The 20,199-nt window shown below is 41.8% G+C and carries 19 protein-coding genes; 1 reads left to right on the forward strand and 18 read right to left on the reverse strand.

The window, feature by feature from the left end; all coding sequences use genetic code 11:
• Positions 1-3: 3 nt before the first annotated feature.
• The 12 genes from G4D82_RS04170 to G4D82_RS04225 are packed head-to-tail and all read right to left on the reverse strand — an operon-like array spanning position 4 to position 11,211.
• Positions 4-579 carry a serine O-acetyltransferase gene (locus tag G4D82_RS04170; RefSeq protein WP_166334826.1) on the reverse strand — a complete coding sequence of 192 codons (576 nt, stop codon included), beginning with the start codon at positions 577-579 and terminating at the stop codon, positions 4-6.
• The gene (locus G4D82_RS04175; protein WP_166334828.1) at positions 579-1,379 is read right to left on the reverse strand and encodes a hypothetical protein; all 801 of its coding nucleotides are present in this window, start codon (positions 1,377-1,379) and stop codon (positions 579-581) included. Before G4D82_RS04175 ends, G4D82_RS04170 begins: the two co-directional genes overlap by 1 nt.
• On the reverse strand, positions 1,372-2,781 hold the full coding sequence (locus G4D82_RS04180) for a UDP-glycosyltransferase (RefSeq protein ID WP_166334830.1): 1,410 nt from the start codon (positions 2,779-2,781) through the stop codon (positions 1,372-1,374). Before G4D82_RS04180 ends, G4D82_RS04175 begins: the two co-directional genes overlap by 8 nt.
• On the reverse strand, positions 2,781-3,902 hold the full coding sequence (gene neuC / locus G4D82_RS04185; protein WP_166334833.1) for a UDP-N-acetylglucosamine 2-epimerase: 1,122 nt from the start codon (positions 3,900-3,902) through the stop codon (positions 2,781-2,783). Before neuC ends, G4D82_RS04180 begins: the two co-directional genes overlap by 1 nt.
• A 5-nt stretch (positions 3,903-3,907) precedes the next feature.
• A complete protein-coding gene (locus G4D82_RS04190) occupies positions 3,908-4,567 on the reverse strand; it encodes a TylF/MycF/NovP-related O-methyltransferase (RefSeq protein ID WP_166334835.1) in 660 nt (219 codons plus the stop codon).
• A complete protein-coding gene (neuB, locus tag G4D82_RS04195; protein ID WP_166334837.1) occupies positions 4,567-5,607 on the reverse strand; it encodes an N-acetylneuraminate synthase in 1,041 nt (346 codons plus the stop codon). Before neuB ends, G4D82_RS04190 begins: the two co-directional genes overlap by 1 nt.
• Positions 5,604-6,275 carry an acylneuraminate cytidylyltransferase family protein gene (locus G4D82_RS04200; protein ID WP_166334839.1) on the reverse strand — a complete coding sequence of 224 codons (672 nt, stop codon included), beginning with the start codon at positions 6,273-6,275 and terminating at the stop codon, positions 5,604-5,606. Before G4D82_RS04200 ends, neuB begins: the two co-directional genes overlap by 4 nt.
• Before the next feature lie 30 nt (positions 6,276-6,305).
• A complete protein-coding gene (locus tag G4D82_RS04205) occupies positions 6,306-7,214 on the reverse strand; it encodes a glycosyltransferase (RefSeq protein WP_166334841.1) in 909 nt (302 codons plus the stop codon).
• A 1-nt stretch (position 7,215) separates the two neighbouring features.
• Positions 7,216-8,226: a glycosyltransferase family A protein gene (locus G4D82_RS04210; protein ID WP_166334844.1), complete on the reverse strand. Its 1,011-nt coding sequence runs from the start codon at positions 8,224-8,226 to the stop codon at positions 7,216-7,218.
• Positions 8,227-8,235: 9 nt separating this feature from the next.
• On the reverse strand, positions 8,236-9,078 hold the full coding sequence (locus G4D82_RS04215) for an FkbM family methyltransferase (protein ID WP_166334846.1): 843 nt from the start codon (positions 9,076-9,078) through the stop codon (positions 8,236-8,238).
• Positions 9,079-9,085: 7 nt separating this feature from the next.
• Positions 9,086-10,354: an ABC transporter ATP-binding protein gene (locus tag G4D82_RS04220; protein ID WP_166334848.1), complete on the reverse strand. Its 1,269-nt coding sequence runs from the start codon at positions 10,352-10,354 to the stop codon at positions 9,086-9,088.
• Complete coding sequence (locus tag G4D82_RS04225; protein WP_166334850.1) at positions 10,354-11,211, reverse strand: ABC transporter permease; 858 nt, start codon at positions 11,209-11,211, stop codon at positions 10,354-10,356. Before G4D82_RS04225 ends, G4D82_RS04220 begins: the two co-directional genes overlap by 1 nt.
• 185 nt (positions 11,212-11,396) lie before the next feature.
• Between G4D82_RS04225 and G4D82_RS04230 the strand changes: the two genes are divergently transcribed.
• Positions 11,397-12,131: a tyrosine-protein phosphatase gene (locus tag G4D82_RS04230; RefSeq protein ID WP_166334852.1), complete on the forward strand. Its 735-nt coding sequence runs from the start codon at positions 11,397-11,399 to the stop codon at positions 12,129-12,131.
• On the opposite strand, the gene G4D82_RS04235 is transcribed toward G4D82_RS04230, so the two are convergent.
• The 6 genes from G4D82_RS04235 to G4D82_RS04260 form a co-directional block, all read right to left on the reverse strand.
• Positions 12,132-14,585 carry a GumC family protein gene (locus tag G4D82_RS04235; RefSeq protein ID WP_235924295.1) on the reverse strand — a complete coding sequence of 818 codons (2,454 nt, stop codon included), beginning with the start codon at positions 14,583-14,585 and terminating at the stop codon, positions 12,132-12,134.
• Positions 14,528-15,298: a polysaccharide biosynthesis/export family protein gene (locus G4D82_RS04240; protein WP_166334854.1), complete on the reverse strand. Its 771-nt coding sequence runs from the start codon at positions 15,296-15,298 to the stop codon at positions 14,528-14,530. Before G4D82_RS04240 ends, G4D82_RS04235 begins: the two co-directional genes overlap by 58 nt.
• Before the next feature lie 77 nt (positions 15,299-15,375).
• Positions 15,376-17,322, reverse strand: a complete 1,947-nt coding sequence (locus G4D82_RS04245; protein ID WP_166334856.1) for a polysaccharide biosynthesis protein — start codon at positions 17,320-17,322, stop codon at positions 15,376-15,378.
• Positions 17,323-17,389: 67 nt separating this feature from the next.
• Positions 17,390-18,529, reverse strand: coding sequence for a DegT/DnrJ/EryC1/StrS family aminotransferase (locus G4D82_RS04250; protein ID WP_166334858.1), 1,140 nt, complete (start codon positions 18,527-18,529; stop codon positions 17,390-17,392).
• A gap of 61 nt (positions 18,530-18,590) precedes the next feature.
• Positions 18,591-19,130 (reverse strand): sugar transferase, encoded by a 540-nt coding sequence (locus tag G4D82_RS04255; RefSeq protein WP_166334860.1) that lies wholly within the window; start codon positions 19,128-19,130, stop codon positions 18,591-18,593.
• Positions 19,131-20,198, reverse strand: coding sequence for an ATP-grasp domain-containing protein (locus G4D82_RS04260; RefSeq protein ID WP_166334862.1), 1,068 nt, complete (start codon positions 20,196-20,198; stop codon positions 19,131-19,133).
• Position 20,199 lies beyond the last annotated feature (1 nt).

A 20,199-nucleotide genomic window follows, 5' to 3' on the forward strand; every position in this document is an offset into this window, starting at 1 on the left:
AATTTATTCGATGATGCCCAAATAGCCTTCCGAGCCTTTATCTGAAACGATACTCGCCAAGGGTGAAGCCACGACAGCTTGGTCTGGAACGTCGAAAGTCACAATTGCGTTGGTGCCGATTAAAGCATCATTTCCTACACTAATTCCGCCCAAAATAACAGCGCCCGGGCCAATAAACACGCGGTTGCCGATTTTGGGAACTCCTACATTTTTGCCCCGATTCGAAATACCGATTGTAATACCTTGGGAGAGATTACAAAATTCTCCGATTTCAGTATCGCCGTGGATGACGATGCCGCCGAAATGACCAATGTACAACCCTTTGCCGATTTTGGTTCGGTAAGAAATATCAATACCGTAGCGCACCCTAAGCCTTCTGAGCCACAAATAGAAAATATAGAATAAGAACCGGTTGGTTTTTCTGAAGTACTGACAATAGCGCAGCACCATCGTGAATTTGAGTCCGGGAATGACTTCGACGTAAAAATACCGTATGAAGGTTTTCAACGTCAAGGGTTTCCGCAAACCGTAACGCAACATGTCTTGGGCTATAAAGTGTTTCAGCTCGTGCGGTTCCATTAGCGCATTAACGATTTAATTTTATTGAGAACCCTAGCGGATTGCTTGCGAATTTGTTTTCTCAGGGCAAAGGTCGGATCTTTGAAAACAACAGGTTCAGTCCATTTGGCATGGTCAAAACTCACTTGATCGAAAATACGGTCGATGCGTTGGGTATGCTTCTCGCTGTTGCCGTATGCGCGCGCGTACCATGTATGATATAACAGTTCTTTACCTTGCGAATCCTTGACCAAGTTGGCAATAGAATCGTCTTTAAAAGGTACTTCGGCATCGAGAAATAAAATTTTCTTCCCTTTTCTTCTGAGCCAGAAATAAAAACAGTAGTAAGGTTCGAAAGTACTTTCGGTATTGTAATCAAAAGGCAACTCACTCAAATCGTCTTTGAACTCGCCATCCTTGACGTATTGATTCTTGAGTACTTCATTGGCATCCCAAATAGAAAGTACTTCTTTAAAATTCAAGATCGAAAAAAAAGTATTGATGGCATAGGGGTTTTGTGTCCTGTGCGGAATTACACCACCATCGCGAACGCCACAAACTGTTATTTGTTCTTGCACCATTTTATCGATGAGTCCGAAAACCAAATCGCGGTCAATAAACAACACATCTTCATCGGCCATAATCAACCAATCGATATTGTGGTTTCGCAGCTTTTTAAACATATAAACAATTGTGTCGATGCTGTGCATCCCGTTGCGACCATCGATGACATACTTTGGAACGTCAGGAAAAAGCAAGGCCGATTTCCGATACAAATCGAAATTGACTACTGTGGATAGGATGGCGATATTCTTACTCATGGGTTGACCTCTGATTGACAATCTGTTGAATCGATTTCAAAATTCTCGTCGATGCTTCCTGCGGCGGATGCTGATTAATTTTCTCAAACCACAACTGTGCATTTTTCAACACGGTTTGGCTGTCGGTTAATCCTTTTGAAATGGTCTCGGCAATCGCCTGCGGACTATCGATCCAAAATACGGAATCTTTGGAAGGCATGGAGCGGAAATGCACGAAATCGTATATTTTTCTGACCGGAACCGCTTTTAAGCCAGAATCGACATCGTAATTCAAATAGGCACAAGGTTTATTGAAAGAGATATAATCAAACACCATCGACGAGCCTAAATTAATGACCATTTCAGTATGGGCGATGGTATTCATTTGCAAACCTAAATCTTCGGGTGTGGGCAGCACAGCGTTCCAAAGCCCGCCAACCTTCTCCCATTTTGGAGCAATCGGAGTGATTAAATCGGCGTTAACAGCCAATACCTGATCGTAACGATCTGAAAAATCAACCGGACATCTTCGGAAAATAATGCCTAGTTGATGCCCTTCACGATTGAGTTTTCTCACCGCATCAGCAGTATCTTGAAGGTATTGCGGGTCGTTGGGTGAAGTCGTGACGTCGTCGCCGGAATAACAAATGTACTTTTTATTCAAATCGAGTTGGTGCTGGGTGAAAAAAGCTTCCCGCGAATCAATTTTACCCAAATCCGTATGCGTTTCGAATTGCGGCGTTCCGGTGATTATGACTTGATTTTCTTTGATATAAGGATAATAGTGCAACAATTCGTTTTTCATGTGTTGGCTCCAAACAAAATAAAAATCAGGTTCTAACACCAAAGTAGCTTTTGGAAGATTGTCCCACGAAAAAATAAAAGTGGCTGTCGGAATTCCTAAATCTTGGGCCGCTAGAATGGCTCCAATAGCTGAAACCGTGCGCTGGTTGGTGCAAAAAACCATGGCCGGGCGTTCCTGCTGTAAAGTGTTTAGGCAATGCTGGTAATAAGCCGTTTTGCGTTCGAGTTTATTAATCTTCGAGCGAATTTTCTCGATACCACTAGCGGAAGAATACCATTTCGAAAGCACTTTCACCATCAGCATTTTAACGGTATTGTTGATTCCTTTATAAACATACGGAAATCGATAACTCTCATATACCGAATCTTGGTCGCGCTGGATATTAAGGTTCAAATCGATCTGAACCCGCGCCTTTTTAAGCACATCGGTAATTGGATGGCTTTTGGCTTGGCTGATTTTGATTTCTGGGAAACCCAACTTTGATAAATCAAAAGGCGTATTGTTCCAAAAAACCATTTCAAATCCTTGCTGCTGCCCTTTCTTATAAAAGTCAGTATAGGCGTAATTGCGCAGGCCAACACCATCAGGAAGCAGTATAAAAACCTTGTTGCTCTTCATTATAAATCCCTGAATTGTTTTTGGTGATTGATATTCCAAATCGAGGTTTGCTGCAACGATTCCAGAAATAAATCGGCGCTGTTACCACTACCAAAATCCGATTGATGCGGCTGTACTTGGTGTGAATCTATCGATTGTAAAGCGTTCAAGATACTAGTTCGGTCGTAATCGGTATTGATGATATCAGCGTGAAGTGCCCGGTTTTGCTGCCGCGTTCCGATATTGACAATTGGAATCCCGTAATAAGGTGCCTCGCGAATTCCCGCACTGCTGTTGCCAATGATGAACTGGCTGTGTTTGAGCAGCGTCAGGAAATATTCAAATCGCAACGACGGGAAAATTCTGAAGCGCGGATGGTCTTGTAAGGATTGATAAGCATCAATGATGTATTGGCTTCCCAAATCGTTGTTCGGAAAAATAACGACATATTGATGACTGTCATTGAGTAACGCACTAACGAATTCTTGAGCGTAGTGCTGCATGTCTTTGGCTTCGGTGGTTACTGGGTGGAACATCGCCACGGCATAGTTGTCAAAACCAATTTCGTAGTAGCTTTTCACCTTTTCCAGTTCAGGTAAATCTTCGGAGAACATAATATCGAGATCGGGCGAGCCAATGGTGTAGATTGACGACTGCATTTCGCCCATTTGTTGTAATCTTTTTTTGGCATCTGCGTTCGACACAAAGTGGATGTGACTCAATTTGCTGACGCTGTGTCGAATAAGCTCGTCAACGGTTCCAGAAAGTTCGCCGCCTTCAATGTGCGCGACGAGTATGTTATTGAGCGAACCGACAATAGCTCCGGCCAAAGTCTCTACGCGGTCGCCGTGTACCACAATCATGTCGGGATGAATGGTTTTCACGTAAGCCGAAAGTCCTTCGATGGTTTTGGCTAGCGTCAAATCCATGGTGGTTTCGTGTGTGTGGTTGTGAAAGGTATGGATGTGCTGAAATCCGCAACGATCAATCTCTAGTAACGTATATCCGTATTCTTTTTGCAAATGCATTCCGGTCACGAAAACGTAAACCTGAAAACCATCTGAGGCTTCCAGTTTCTGGATGAGCGATTTGATTTTTCCGAAATCAGCGCGTGTACCGGTAAGAAAAAGGATTTTTTTCAAAACAATTATTTTACGATGTACGAAATAGCGTGCGAATACGGCAGCTTTTTCACTTCGATATTGTGGTTAAAAAAGTCGTCTACCGCTTTGTTGGTTCCGGCAAACGCCCCATAATCGTCAAAAATAATGATGCCGCCTTTGGTTACTTTATCGTAGAGTTTTTCGAGGATATACTTCGATGGCTCGTACAAATCGACATCAATGTGCAACAGCGAAATTTTCAAATGCGGATTCTTCTCTAAATAGTCATCTAGCGTTACTAAAATATCGCCTTTGACAATATCGACATTCTTGTTCAAGCCTTGCTGGGAGAGCAGTTCATTGATTTCTTCAAACGAGATGCTTTTGCCGCCATTGGTTTCGGCCACAAAGGCATCGCGCTTTTGTTTGTCTTCTTCAAAGTGGGCTTCGGGAAAATCACCGAAGATATCAAAGCCAATTACTTTTCGGCTGTTGGTTTGTTCGAGCAAATCGCGGAATTTAATCCAACGGAAAAACGAATTCCCTTTAAAAATGCCAAACTCTACAATTTCGCCGCGCACGGTCGAGGTTTGTTTAAAAAATTCTAAATGCGTGATGAATTTGCTAAAACGCGACGGATCGGCTGTGGCGTAAAATCCGTTTTCGTATTCAAATCGGCGGTTTAAATCGTAAAGTTTGTCCATTATTCGATGTCTTCAAAAGTTAGTTGTTGGTCGTTGCTCAAATCGCAGGTGGCTTTTTTCCCGAGCAAACTTTCATAATGTTCCGCTAGAATTTTCCCAGTTCCCGGGCGTTTGACCCAAATATTTTCTTTGGTAAATGTTTCGCCTTGGGCTATCGGCTTTATAGTGCAAACTGTTGCAAAAGCAAAATCGATGGTGACTTGTTCTTCTTGTGCCGGGCGTTTTTCTCCGCCGCGCATTTGCCAAATTTCGTTGCTGCTGATGATGAGTTCGCGACAGGCTTGCTGGTCCATACTGCAAACGATATCCGGGCCGGTTCGGTTCATGTGATCGGTAAAATGGCGCTCTAAAATACTCGCACCTAGAGCTACCGCACCCAAACAAGCATTGTTGTTTAACGTATGGTCGGAAAGGCCAAAAACCAAGTCCGGGAATGCTTCATGCATTTGGGTCATTGCTCCGTAACGCACCAAATGAATGGGTGTCGGGTATAAATTTGTGGTATGCAAAATCGCGACGGGAATTTGGTGTTTTTCAAAAATTGCAACGGCTTTGCGTACACTCTCAATCGTGTTCATGCCCGTACTAAGAATCACTGGTTTACCAAAGCTGGCTATATGCTCGAGCAGCGGGTAATTGTTGCACTCACCCGAACCAATTTTATAAGCTGGTACTTGCATCTGCTGCAAACGATTAGCGGCTGCACGTGAAAAAGGCGTCGATATAAAAATCATGCCTTGGCTTTCTACGTAATTTTTGAGTTTGATTTCGTCTTGCTCGCTCAAAGCGCAACGCTCCATAATCTCGTAAATCGAAACATCTGCGTTGCCCGGAATGACTTTTTTGGCTACTGCGCTCATTTCGTCTTCCACGATATGGGTTTGGTGTTTGACTACTTCGACACCGGCTCTTTTAGCGGCATCGACCATTTCAAAAGCGGTTTGCAACGAGCCTTCGTGGTTGATTCCGATTTCGGCAATAACTAGCGGCGGGTAATCTGGGCCGATTCTGCGACCGGCTATTTCTATATAAGGATTCATTTCTTTAACGGGAATTGGTTTAATAAATAAGCGGCATAATCAAAATCGTCTTGAGTATCAATATCGACACTAGCAAACGGATGGTTGACAATCATAGCAAAATTAGGCACTCCGAGGATTTTCTCTTCAAGGATGAGTTTGGGTTTGATTAGATAGAGTAAACCGTTTTCAAAATACAGCGGTTCCAAATCTTGGCTTCTTTGCCCGATTTCGTAATTGAAGGGCACAAACTGATGGTCAATGATTTTGCCGAATTTCTGATGATTCCGAGTCACGGTCATCAAACTCTGCGGTTGGTGTTGCTCATACAATTCGTAAGCTTCAGCGATTAGGTTTTTAGGCCGCAATGGATTGGTGGGTTGCAACAAAAACACACAACCAACTTCATGCTCTATATTCTGCAATACGTGTTTTAAAGCGCTCACCGTCGGGGCTTCGTCGCCAGATAGTGCGGCGGGACGATCAATTACTTTAGCACCGTAAACCAGTGCTACTTCTTTGATACTATTATCGTCGGTGCTTACATAAACTTCATCAATAATCGCAGGAAACTCCTTGGCTTGCTTGATACTATGGGCAATTAACGGCAAACCGCCCAAGGGCATCGTGTTTTTTCCGGGAAGCCTTTTAGATCCGCCGCGTGCAGGAATAATCGCGATATTCTTCATTGATGGTTTTAAAATCGGGTCGTAAAAATACTATTTTTCAGGTTGCCAATACAATCTGATGTTGGGTAATTTTTCGTATGACCGATATTCTTCAAGTGTTAACCGATTGCTGTTTTTTACAATTTTCGGAAAGAAAATAACCAAATCAAACAAGGCCAAAACAATGGCCTGAAGTGCTTTGAAATCGCCTTTGAATACTTTGAGTTTGAGTTGCATCCAAATAGAATAGGCCAACAATCGCGGAATCTTGATCAGCGGGAAAAACAGAAAATATAAAAACCAGCCTGAACGCAACGAGCGTTTGAGCCTAATCGTGTAATCAGACTGCTTTTTACGGGCTTTTAAATCGACGCGATGGTGAACCAATACTGCCGGCAAATAATGGATTTCGATGTTTTTCTTAAACAGTTCGTACGAAGCAAAATCTTCTTCGCCGTGAAAAATGAACCAAGCCGGATAATCGGGAATTTGACGCCAAGCTTCCATACGCCAAACGTTGGCACCTCCGGGGAAACTCTTCATCCGGTGTGGTTGTTGAGAAGTTTGCGTCGATGAAGGCTCATCTTTACTCCAAAAAATCCGGAAGCCAATTAGGCCACACTTCGGATGAGCATTGAAATAATCTTCAATAAGTTCCAACGGGTTTTCGGTGATGAAATGCAAATCATCGTCAATAGAAATAGCGTAATCCGATTGCACTAAAGACAACAATTTGTTGCGGCTATAAATCAATCCGCGACTCTTTTCATTTCGAATCAAGTGAATCGCCGGGTAATTCGCTTTGATAAAATCCGAAGTGCCATCGGTAGAACCATCATCGCAAAGCACGCAAGAAACATCCTGACGTTGGAGCAAATGGTCAATCTTGGTTAGGGTAAAACGCAAGTCATCCAAGCGGTTTTTGGTAGTAATAAGAATGGTAAACTTCCTCGTAGTCATTCTAATATTTCTCGATCATCGCTGCAGGCAATCCTTTGAAACGATAAAACAAACGTCTGAACTTGCGGCTCTTTATAAATTTTCGAAAGATGCTGTGGCGCAGATGGTAATGCCATTTACTCGAATTTCCGTAAGTTTTGAAATTACTTTGAAACTCATAGTCACGTTTGGTATTAAAAGTGATTTCGCCCATCCAATCTTCGTAAACATTGCCCATGTGGTAAGCATGATTGTCATAAGTAGTCAAGCGCCAATAGTCTTTTTTGAGCGGGATTTCGTCTAGGTAGGTTTCGCTGTCTCCGCCCATTTTGAATCCGATGTAACTTGTTACCTGATCGAAAATCTGCTTTTTGTACGTTGCTACGAAATGACCTGAACCCACATAGGCAAGCAAACCGTTGTCTGCTTCATAGCCCAAAGAAAATTTCAGATAATCGGGATTGGCATTGTCGTCCCAACCGAGGCTTTTATAGAACATTTTAAGTGCCTGCGGATTCTTGACCGGAATGAACTTCAATTTACTGCTGCGAAATTGATCAAAAAGCAAATTATAAGAAAACGACAAAAAAGTGCGGTACTGCGGAACAATACCTACCACGCCTACTTTAGGGAATGCTGCGAAAACACGGTTGGTTTCTACTTGCCAATCCGAGAGAAATAGAACGTCGCTGTCGCTGATGGTGACCAACTCGATATCATTTCCGACGACGCCTTTGAGTATCGCGTTGAGTTTGCCGATGTTCTGAGTGTGAATCAACTCGTGGATTTTCCCTGCTTTTAGCAAACCGTCTAGATAATCAACTATAGCGCTTTCGCTGCCGTTATTGACAATGGTGATGAAAGTACGCTCGTGGCAAGTGGCAAAAAGCGACTCCAAACACAGCTTAAAAATCTTGAAGCTGTCTTTAAAATAGCCTTGTTGGTGCGGAATAAAAACCGGAATGACCACCTGATGCAAATAGGCAGATGCTTCTTGAGGCTGGTCTTTGTGCGGATTGTATCCTACTCGCATGTGATTGGGCTAGGCTTCCAAAAGTTGGATGGTGTCGGCTCCTTTGAGGCAAACATAGTCGGCGCTGCCTTCGAATTGATTTACCGGAACCAACTGATTGTCGTTGGTTATTTTATAAATTCTTTCGAATTGGTACGACTGCAAACTGGCGATAATTTCCTGACAAGTTTCGGCTCCGTTGATTTCGGTAACAAGTTCCATGATGAGCGCTAAATCTGGCGTTTGTTGCAGGATTTGTGAAGCACCTTGAACGACTTCTTTTTCAAAACCTTCTACATCGATTTTCATCAGCAGGCGGTTTCCAAATCCAAATTCTTGGAATTCATCGAGCCGGCTTACCGGAATGAGTAGCTTTTTCTGGCTGTTCTCAAATTGCATTTTCAGCGAATGTTTGCCTTTGTTCCAGCCGTCGTTAATGTTCATTGTTGTGGTACCTTTGAAATTGCCCAAACCCATTTTAAAAGGGCGGATATTCTCGAAACCATTAAGAGTAATGTTATGGAGCAAACCCATGAAATTTACCGATTCGGGTTCAAACGAAAAAATCTCGATAGCCGCATTGCTACTGGCTGCTTTGAGTGAATGAACACCAATATTGGCACCGATATCAACAAAATTGTATCCTTGAGAAGCATATTGTTGAATGACTTTTAGCACCGCAACTTCATTGTAATGATCGAAAATGATTGCAGATTCTATAGCCGATGAAGTCCCGGCCTGCAAGCGAAAATCTTGGTATTTAACAATGATAGTATCTTGGCCTATCAGTTTTTTGATGGCATTGCGCAAGGCCGTGCTCTTTTTAAAACGATGGTAACTGAAAAGTAAAAACTGAATAAAATATTGTTTCATCGGTATACTAGCTGCTAAAGGTCATGTTAAAATCCATCAAAATCTTGCTTTGCCTATTGGGAACCAGCCTACCGTTGTTAAAGAAATCTCCCGATTCAACGATAATCTGGAACGCATTGTCAATCCAGTCGGCTACTTCACCATCGACAGTAAGGAATAACGTCGCGAAATAAATACCGTTATTGAAGTTGTTGCGCGGATAGAAAATACGAATTTGTTGCGGCACAATAGCATCATCAATATCGACCAAACTAGAACTCACCCAAGAGAGTCTTTGCCCAAAATCATCTTCAACCCTTACATCCAATCGGATTCTGTCGCTAGTAATATTCTCTAGGTTCAGCAACTTTAAATCGATATGCAACTGCTGACCTGATATCACACTTTCCTGAAGCTGATTGCCATAAACATTTACGCTTTGAAATTTAATTTTGCCATTTCCTTTTCTACCTCTAACTTGTGAGAGATCGTCAAGGAACGAATTGCCCTGTAAGTATCTAGTAATGGTTCCGTTGATGTCGCCTTGATGCACCATGCTGCCATTTTCAATCAGCAATCCGCGGTTGCAAAGATTTTGTACTGCGGCCATGTTGTGGCTTACAAACAATACGGTTCTGCCCTCGCCTTTACTGATATCGCCCATCTTGCCCAAACATTTCTTTTGAAACTCGGCGTCGCCCACGGCCAAAACCTCATCGACAATTAGAATTTCACTTTCCAAATGCGCTGCTACTGCAAACGCTAAACGAACATACATTCCGCTGCTGTAGCGCTTTACCGGCGTATCTACATAACGCTCTACTCCGGAAAAGTCTATAATCTCGTCGAGTTTTCTGCTAATTTCACTTTTGCGCATGCCCAATATTGCACCGTTGAGAAAAATATTCTCGCGCCCTGATAATTCCGGATGGAAACCTGTTCCTACCTCGAGCAAACTTGCTATTCGCCCTTTGATTCTAATTTCGCCAGTGGTTGGACTAGTCACTCTGGAAAGCAATTTGAGCAAAGTACTTTTGCCAGCACCATTTTTACCGATAATCCCGATGGCATCGCCTTGATTGATTTCGAAATTCACATCGCGCAATGACCAAACGATATCGCTTTCGCCTTTGACACTGCGGTCGTTGGCTTCTCCGATTTTCAGAAACGGATCGGGGTTGCCCATCACTTTGGTTGTCCAGAAACGCTCCAAATCTCGGGATATGGTTCCGGTACCGATTTGTCCAATCTGGTAGGCTTTAGATAAATCCTCAACTTTTATAACAATGTCTGACATTAGATGGTATCTACGAAATTTTTTTCGGTTTTATTGAAGATGATGATGCCGAAGAACAACACAATTACAGTAACAATAATCGAATAGCCGATGCTCCAAGGTGTGAATTCGCCACGACCCAAAAAGGCAAAACGAAACGCTTCAATAATTCCGGTCATGGGATTTAAAGCAATAATGGCCTTGTATTTTTCGGGTGCGGAACTCAGCGGATATATGACTGTTGTGCCATACATTAAAAGTTGCACTCCAAAAGTGACTAGAAAACTCAAATCGCGGTATTTGGTGGTCATTGCCGTGATAATCAACCCTAAACCCAAACCCAACAGCGCCATCAAAACGACCAGCAATGGAAAAAAGAAGATGGCATAAGTCATGTGAAAATCTGCGCCTTCGAAAGCAAAATACGCCATCATGATAAACAGCAAAATCAATTGTACTACAAAACGTACTAGGTTACTCACCACAATGCTCAAAGGCATAATCAATCTCGGGAAATATACCTTGCCGAAAATAGAAACGTTATCGCGAAAAACAGTGCTGGTTTTGGTCAAACAATCGGCGAAATAATTCCAGGCCGTAATTCCGGACAAATAAAACAATTGCTGTGGCAGGCCATCTGTACTAATGTTGGCCAAATTCCCGAACACAAAAGTAAAAACCAAAGTGGTGAACAAAGGCTGGATGAAAAACCAAAGTGGCCCAAGTACTGTTTGTTTATAAAAACTGATGAAGTCACGCTTGACGAACAAAAACAATAAATCGCGGTAGTGCCAAAGGTCTTTAAATTTAACATCAAAAAGCGAAGTATGCCCTTTGATAATCAAGCTCCAATGGTCTGAATGGCTTTTATCGTTCATAGTTTATGCTAAGGTATTCTTTGACAGCGAGTGATTGTTTCGGCTGGCAAGCGTGCAAATATAACAATTCAACTCTTTTTTGTACGGCTTTTTTTGAGATTGTTTCTGACTGATTTGCTGAGATAAAAGTCGAACATTGAATCAACTATTTGCTTACATTCGTAGGCGAAAACAAGATTTGGTTTATGTTTCATTTTCTCCAAAAGAAGCCCTTTTTAAGCGATTTGATTCCTTCGGGTCATATCGACATTCACAGCCATTTGCTTCCCGGAATAGATGATGGTGCTGCTACGGTTGAAGACACCTTGTTTTTAACTCGCGAACTACACCAATTGGGTTTTGAGCAATGCATCACAACGCCTCACATTATGAGTAGTGTTTGGGAAAATACGCCTAAAACAATCGATAACGCTTTTCAATCGGCACAAACTGCTTTGGAAAACCGCCGGAATATTTTATCGGGTTTTGCGGCAGAATATCTAATTGACCCAACTTTTGTAAAACTGTTTCAGCAAGGCCAGTTGCTTACTTTGAAAGACAATTTGGTGCTGGTAGAAATTTCCTATCTCAATCCGCCGATTCAGCTTTATGACATTCTTTTTGATTTGCAGATTGCGGGCTACAAACCCGTATTGGCGCATCCGGAACGCTATCCGTATTACCATCAAAAATTCAATGAATACTACAAACTGAAAAATGCCGGTTGTTTGTTTCAACTCAACTTGCTTTCAACCGTCGGCTACTATGGCGTTGAAGTTGCTAAAACCGCAGAAACGCTACTCGAAAAAGGATTGATTGACTTTGTTGGCTCAGATGTACATCATGAGAACCATCTCAAGGCGTTTTCGAACAGAATTTTGTTCCGAAATACGACTTTATTGAAAAAGGCCATAGATAACAATCAGTTCTTCAGGAAATAATTACTTTTTGAACCATTTTAAGTACCAAGGCTTCTTGGCTTCTTCCTGAATGTAATTATAGCCGTAACCATAACCATAGCCATAACCGTAACCATAGGTTTTTCTCCATTTGGTGTCGTTGAGTAAAACAGCCATATTAGGCAGTTTTTTCTCGCGGTATACATTCTCGATTACTTTCACCATGCGCTTATCCAGGAAGTTCGCACGAATGACGTAAATGAAAATATCGGCATTTTTGGCTACCAATAAAGTATCGGTAACCAAGTTCACCGGCGCAGTATCTACTATAATATAGTCGTATTGGCCTTTGAGTTCGGTGAACATCTCATCGACGCGGTCATTCATTAATAAATCTACCGGATTCGGCGGTACAACTCCTGAAGGTAGTACGTAGAAGTTGTCAAACCCATCCAACTTAACAATGTAATCATTGATGTCTTCGTTGTTTTTTGACAAATAATTAGTGAGGCCTTTGGAAGGCAATTTCACGTAACGGTCAATTTTTGGGTTGCGGATATCTAGCCCTATGAGCAATACTTTTTTGCCGGAAAGTGCAATGGTACTGGCCAAATTAATCGCCACAAAGGTTTTGCCTTCTTTAGGTACGGTCGAGGTAATAAAAACCGTTTTGGATTTGTGTTCTGCAATTTTGTTAAGCATGAACTCCATGTTGGTTCGAATGATGCGAATGGCTTCGGCCGAACTGGATTTGCTGTTGGTGTTGATGATCTCGTCTTGACTTTCAGATTCTGGGATATCGCCAAGGAACGGCGCGGATATCTTACCGTCAATGTCTTGCCTGCTGGTAATTTTATTGTCGAACAAACTCTTCACATAAATCACCGAGAACGGAATTAAAATTCCTAGGGCGAAAGCGATGAAATAAATCACATTGCGTTTGGGAGAAACCGGTGCAGACGAAGAATAAGCGGCATCGACTAATTTAGATATTGGAGCGGTTACCGCTAAAGTAATGGCCGTTTCCTCTCGCTTTTGCAATAAATACAAGTACAGCGATTCTTTAACTTTTTGTTGACGATCTAGTACCCGACCTTCCAGTTCTTGGGTTGGAATCTGTGAGATTTTGCCTTTGAGTAATCGATTTTGCTTTTCTTTGATTGCTTTGTTGATTTCAAGTGAAGACTTGGTACGCTCCAGATTGGCAATAATATTATCGTTGAGTTCTTCAATTTTGCTTTCCAGATTCACCAAATAAGCATTCTTAGGTGTACCTTCTTTGTGAATCCGATTTCTTTGAATCACCAAATCATTGTATTGTGATATGAAATCAGTATTAATCTTAGAATCTGCGGTTTGCAAGATATTGTTAGGCACCAATTCCCATTTTCCTTTAGTTTTGATATAGTCAATCAATACCTCAGCAACTTTGATTTGGGTTTCGGTATCAATAAGTTCTTTTTCAAAATCTACCGAAGTGCTCAGATATACTTCGGCCTGCGAGGCGATGTCGGTAATATTATTGCTTTTCTTGAATCCTTCTACATCTTTCTCAACATCACCAAGCTCAGTTGAAATGATTTTGAGTCGGTTCTGTATAAACTCCAAAGTGTTTTCTGAAATGAACTTCTTGTCGGCTATTGCATCTTCGTTGTAGACTGATATGAGCATGTTCAAAAAATCAACCGCTTTGTCTTTGATGGGATCTTGCAAAGTCAAAGCAACCACGCTAGCATTTTTATTTAAAGCTGATACTTCGAGCCTGCCCCGATAACTTTCTGCAACATTCTCGACACTATTGATATTAACATTGATTGCAAAGCCATCTTTAGAATTGAGCCCAGCCACGGTTTGATTGACCACGAGCTTACCTTCGTTAAGGCTAATAATTTCTCCATAAGCGTACTTACCGATAAGGGTTTGTCCGGCGGAAAGCTCGAAATGATTCTTATCAATCGAAGTTACAGTGAAAGATTTAGACGATTTATTAAAGTTTTCCGAAGTATTATAAAATGAAAACTCAATTGGCTTGTCTTTGTATTGCTCAAAAGCTTTGACTCTTCCTTCTGTGACGTAAGTAACATTAAACCCTAACTTTTCAATCGCTTTACGAATAATGCGGCGCGATTTGATGACTTCAATCTCATTGTCAACGTTGTTCTTCACACCGGCAGCAATTCCCAAATCAGAAAACGCAGCCATCTCCGAAGCCAATCCGCCTTTCTTTTCGTCTTTGACCAAAATGGTGGCCGTAGCACTATAAATCGGAATCACATATCTCAGGTACAAGGTCGCAAAAACGAAACAAACAAATATTCCGAAAACAAACCACTTCCATTGAACGAGATACGATTCGACCATTTCACGAAAATCAAACGAATCTTGGTGATCGGGGTGGTTATATGAATGATTTTCCTGCATTTTGAGGGGTTTGTATTTTAGTAATTTTTCAAAAATATCATCAGCGAGAGCATCACCGAAATACTGGTGAGCCATAACCCTATGTTAGGTCCAACGATGGAACTATTGAGTTTGGGTTTATTCGGCTCAACGATAAGAATGTCATTCTGAGCTAAATAGAAATTGGAAGAATTTAGTAGTTGTGAATCGGTTAAATCAATTCGGGTGTAGGTTTTCTTTCCTTCATCATCGCGAATTAAAAGGATATTTTTTCGCTTTCCATAAATAGTCAAATCTCCGGCTAAACTTAAGGCCTCCAAAACCGTAATCCTTTCACCAGGAATATTGAAACTACCTGGTTTAGCTACTTCGCCTAACACCGATACTTTATAATTCATAATCCGTACGGTAATAACAGGATTATTAATGTAATTCGAAACCATTTGAGTTAATTTTGCAGTAGCCTCGGTTCGGGTAAGTCCTCCAAGTTTTATTCTGCCTAGAACCGGATATTCAATATACCCATCATTATCAATCAAGAAAGTACGACCGGTCTGTGAATTGGTGGTCACATTTCCTTGAATCAAAGGTAAGTTAAAAGGAGTAGTCACTTCTGGATTTTCCGCAGTAACAACAATACTTAATAAATCATCAGGCTGTAACTTGATTTCATATCGCAGTGAATTGTCATAATTTTTCTGATTGTCAATTCCCTGAAGGTAAACCAGCTTCTTCTTATCGGCGCATCCTGACAAAATCAGCAGGAGTGAAACCATAAAAATATAGCTGCTTTTTGTAAATAATTTCATAGTGGTCAGTTAGGTTTTGCAAATATAGTATTTACCGTTTAAAATACTAACTAAAACAAGGGTAGAATATACTCCAATTACACATCTAAGGTTTGGAAAACGGAATTCATGCTCTTGAACTCGGGAACAATTTTTTTCATCGAAGCCACAATTTCCTCGTTCGAAATCTGCTCAAGTGAATTCAAAAGTTCGAGAGTATCGTGGTGAATTTTCTCGTAGTTGTCCTCGAGCTCTTGGGCAATTAGAATTTTCTCATTATGTGTAGCTAAAGTTTTGGAAGTATCGTTAAGCAATTCCTCGTATAACTTTTCCCCAGGTCGCAAACCGATGATTTTAATGTCAATTTCTTTATACGGTATGAAGCCCGCCAAACGAATCATCTTTTTAGCTAAGTCGATAATTTTGACCGGTTCGCCCATATCGAAAATAAAAATCTCGCCTCCTTTGCCCATAGCTCCAGCTTCTAAGACCAACTGACAAGCTTCAGGAATGGTCATGAAATAACGGATGATGTCCGGATGGGTAATCGTGAGCGGGCCGCCTTCTTGAATTTGCTTGGAAAACAGTGGAACTATGGAACCATTAGACCCTAAAACGTTGCCAAAACGTGTTGTGATAAATTTGGTCGGGAAATCGATGTTGAGATCGCGGTATTTTTCGTGCAAAGTCTGGACGTATTTTTCTGCTATGCGCTTGCTAGCACCCATAACACTACTTGGATTCACAGCCTTATCTGTAGAGACCATCACAAAACGTTCAACCCCATAGTTTACTGATAAATCTGCCAGATTTTTGGATCCGAGCACATTGGTGTATACTGCTTGGGCTGGGTTTTCTTCCATGAGCGGAACGTGTTTGTAAGCCGCGGCATGATATACTACATTGGGCTTGTACTTCTCGAAAACTTTTTCCAAAGCTGTTTTATTTCGAACATCAGCCAAGACCGAACGAATCAACACTTTCTCGTTGATGCCATTAATTGATAAGCGCAAACTGTGCAACGGCGTTTCGGCCTGATCTAAAACAATGACTTTTTTCGGATTGAAAGAGAGTACTTGCCTGGTAATTTCACTACCTATAGATCCTGCGGCTCCGGTAATCAGAATCGTTTTGCCGTCTAGTTGGTTAGAAATCGAACGGGTATCGAGCACAATCGGTTTCCTGCCCAGTAAATCTTCAATTTCAAAATTCTTGACTTTGTTGGAAATTTGCTTTTCATCTTCCCAGTCAGTAATCAGAGGAACCGTGTAAACCTTAAAATTGAACTCCAAACATTCCTCAACAATCGCAATTGTCTCGTCTTTGCTTAAGCTTTTTTCGGCGATAATCAAGGCATCCGCTTTTAAGGATCGCAGAATCACATGAATTTTTTTGTTCTGGTTGATAATCGGCAGATTCAGAATGCTCTTCGAGGTCTTGTTCTGGTTGAACTTATCAATGAATCCACGGAGTTTGAACCTACTTGGGGTTTCTGTCTTTAAAGCGTTGGCTACGGAAATCGCATTAGCATCGGCGCCGTAAATGACTGCATTAATCAGTTTCTTTCGATCTTCGATATGCATGTAGCGTTCGAAGAGATACTTCACCATAATGCGGAATAAGAACAATAACAAAAACGAGATGACGTAGTTGATGAACAGCCCTGTGGTGACAAAAATTTTCTTGTCGAAAAGATGGTAACAAGAAAAATCAATCACCAACAAGCTAAGGTAAGCGGTGGTCGTTGAAATCAAAAGCTTGACTCCATCAATGAAGGTAGAATGCCTAATAATGCCTGAGTATGTCCTGTAAACTAAAAAGAAAACCGAATTGATCAGAATAATCAATCCGTAACGTGTGGCCATTCCGAAATAATTGTATCGCAACTGGGTGAGCGTGTAAATAATCAGATAAGTGATGACACACGCCACAAAAACGATAAAAACATCAATCGCAAAAATAATCCACCGAGGCAAATAACCTATATTGCGAAATCTCGTTCCTAAAACGCTATTTTTCAACCAATTAAAAACAGAATCCGTCATCTCAGATCAAAATTTTAAGATAAAAATAACATTTTTAGACAAAGTACTCTGTTTTTAACACAAAAAATTATTTAAAAAAAGCATCTAATGCCTCTTGTATTCTAGCTTTTTCAGCAGCCGTTAAATTCGATCCGGAAGGCAAACACAAACCGTTATCGAACAATGATTCGGCTACTTTTCCTCCATAATAAGGGCTTTCCGCAAAAATCGGCTGTAAATGCATCGGCTTCCAAAGCGGGCGACACTCGATATTGACTTGCTCTAAGGCGATTCTCAAATCTTCACGGGTTTTACCTCCAGTTAGATTGGGGTCAATAGTAATAGCACTGAGCCAATGGTTGGAGTAGAAGTCTGAACTGGGTTCGTGAAAAATCTTTACTCCATCAATATTGGCAAAATAATCCACATAAAAATCATGCATTTTACGACGCAGGGCGATATGATCATCAAGTACTTCCATCTGACCGCGGCCAATTCCCGCACAAATATTGCTGAGTCGGTAATTGAACCCTATTTCAGAATGTTGGTAATGTGGGGCTTGGTCTCTGGATTGCGTCGCAAAAAACACGGCTCGGTCTTTCAAAGCCTTAGTTCGGGTAACCAATGCGCCACCACCTGAGGTAGTGATGATTTTATTTCCGTTAAACGACAACACACCAAAATCCCCGAAAGTACCGCATTTACGGCCTTTATAAGTGCTTCCTAAAGCTTCTGCACTGTCTTCCAAAAGCGGAATTTCATATTGCTTGGCAAGGGCTTGAATGGCATCCACCTGAAATGGCATTCCGTAAAGATGCACGCCAATTATGGCTTTGGGTTTCTTTCCTTTGGCAATGCGGTCTTGAATCGCCTCTTCTAAAGCTATAGGGCACAAATTCCAAGTATCAGGTTCGCTGTCGATAAAAACCGGTTTCGCACCCAAATACAAAATCGGATTTGCCGAAGCCGAAAAAGTAAAACTTTGGCAAAGCACCTCATCGCCTGCTCCAACACCGAGCAGCATCAAGCCCAAATGAATCGCGGCTGTTCCCGAACTTAAAGCCGCCACATGAGAATCACTAGCTATGTATGCTTCTAAATCATTTTCAAAACCCGTGACGTTCGGCCCTAAAGGTGCTACCCAATTGGTATCAAACGCTTCCTTAATGTAATCTTGTTCGGTGCCTCCCATGTGCGGTGAGGAAAGCCAAATTTTGGTATTGTTCATAAGTTTATTTATTTCCGGCGCAAAGATAATAGGCTCTTGCGGCCGCTAAAATGGTTGAGTGTTAAAAAATGGTCCGCCAAATAATGTTCAAATCCAAACCGAAACTGCGGCGGTAATAATATTCTAAATTCAATTTAACTTTATCGGGAAACAAGACCGTGTCGTTGTATTCCTGCGGATGGGCTTGCTGGGCCAAAAGTGCATCTTCGTTGTAATACTTAAGTGAAGCTTCACTGGTGATTCCGGGTTTGAGCTCAAGGATTTTGCGCTCTTCGCCTACCAATTGGTCATAATATCCCGGCACATCCGGACGTGGCCCAACGACCGACATTTCTCCGATGAGCACATTATAAAATTGCGGTAGTTCATCCAATTTATATCGTCGAAAATACTTCCCCAAAAAAGTGACTGCTTCGGTTTTCGGATGCATCGTTCGAAGCTTATAGATCGTGAACAATTTCCCGAATTGGCCTACTCGAGGTTGGACAAATAATCCATTTGATTGGGTTTCAATACTGGCAATCAGATAGCAAATCAGAATCAACCAACCAGTTAAAATCAACGCTATGATTGAAAAAACAATATCGAAAATCCGTTTCAATTAAGAGAACTTTTGGAGCAACTCTGCCTCTTTCATCAAAATCGGAAGCGAATCCACATCGCGCAGGAAAATCAAATCTTTCTCGAATTCGTACATCTTGTAGTTGCGGTCGAATGTGACATCGTCATTCAAAAGACGAACCGTGTCTGAGGCAAAATTCGCCCCGCCGGCTGCGAAACACTGCGTAAAAGCCACGTGGCGCACATTAATCTCGGTGATGTAAGGTTTGCCGTTTTCGTCTTCCTTGAAATCGACCGTGAAAAAACCGTGTTGCGCCGCTCCGGTATATTGGAATAGGAAATCCATCGCGCGTTTGGCTTCGGCTACCAATTTCGGTTCGTTGAGCAACCTTCCGAAAGACGTGTTTCCGGTAATGCCCGATGGAGCGACCTTTGCCATAATGTAGTTGACTCTTTCCGCACAAGCTGTTCTTAATAATTCACCATTGTGATAGAGCATTTTGCAGGCGAGATTTCTTCCGGGTAAAAATTTGCTGGCAATGAATTGCGTCACGTTCGGATTGATTTGGATCCAATTCCTGAGCGAATCTTCATCTTCCACTTTGAGCGAACCCAAACCGCTGGTGCCGCTGGTGCTGCGAACCCAAAAGTTACCTTTGAGCACATTGAATACTTCCTGCAGGTTTTCGGTATCGCGCGAGAAGGTTACCGATGGAGGAACGATATCCAAATCCTTTAAAATTTCGGTCATTTTAGATTTATCGACCAGCAAATCAGCCATTGAAAAATCAGGAATCAGTGCTTTACAAGGAAGCGGCTGCGTTTCTTTTCTTTTGCTCCAAGCCATGACTTCTAGTTCGGGCAAAATGATCGCAATATCAATTTTGTTTTCTGTTAATATCGATTGCATCACGTTCCAGTATTCTGGGTGCGACGCTGGCGGAACCACATAACTCTTGTTGAACAACTCGTTCTGGTAAAGTCCGATGGCCAAAGGGTTGATGTCGGTTCCAATGAGTTCGAAACGCTTGTAAAAAGAGTATTTTTTGAGCGCGATGGCAAAGCTTCTCGGGGTTGGTCCGCCCACGCCGGTAATAAGTATTTTCATA

Origin of the sequence: Flavobacterium lotistagni (genome assembly GCF_011392125.1) — a bacterium.
Lineage (GTDB): Bacteria > Bacteroidota > Bacteroidia > Flavobacteriales > Flavobacteriaceae > Flavobacterium > Flavobacterium lotistagni.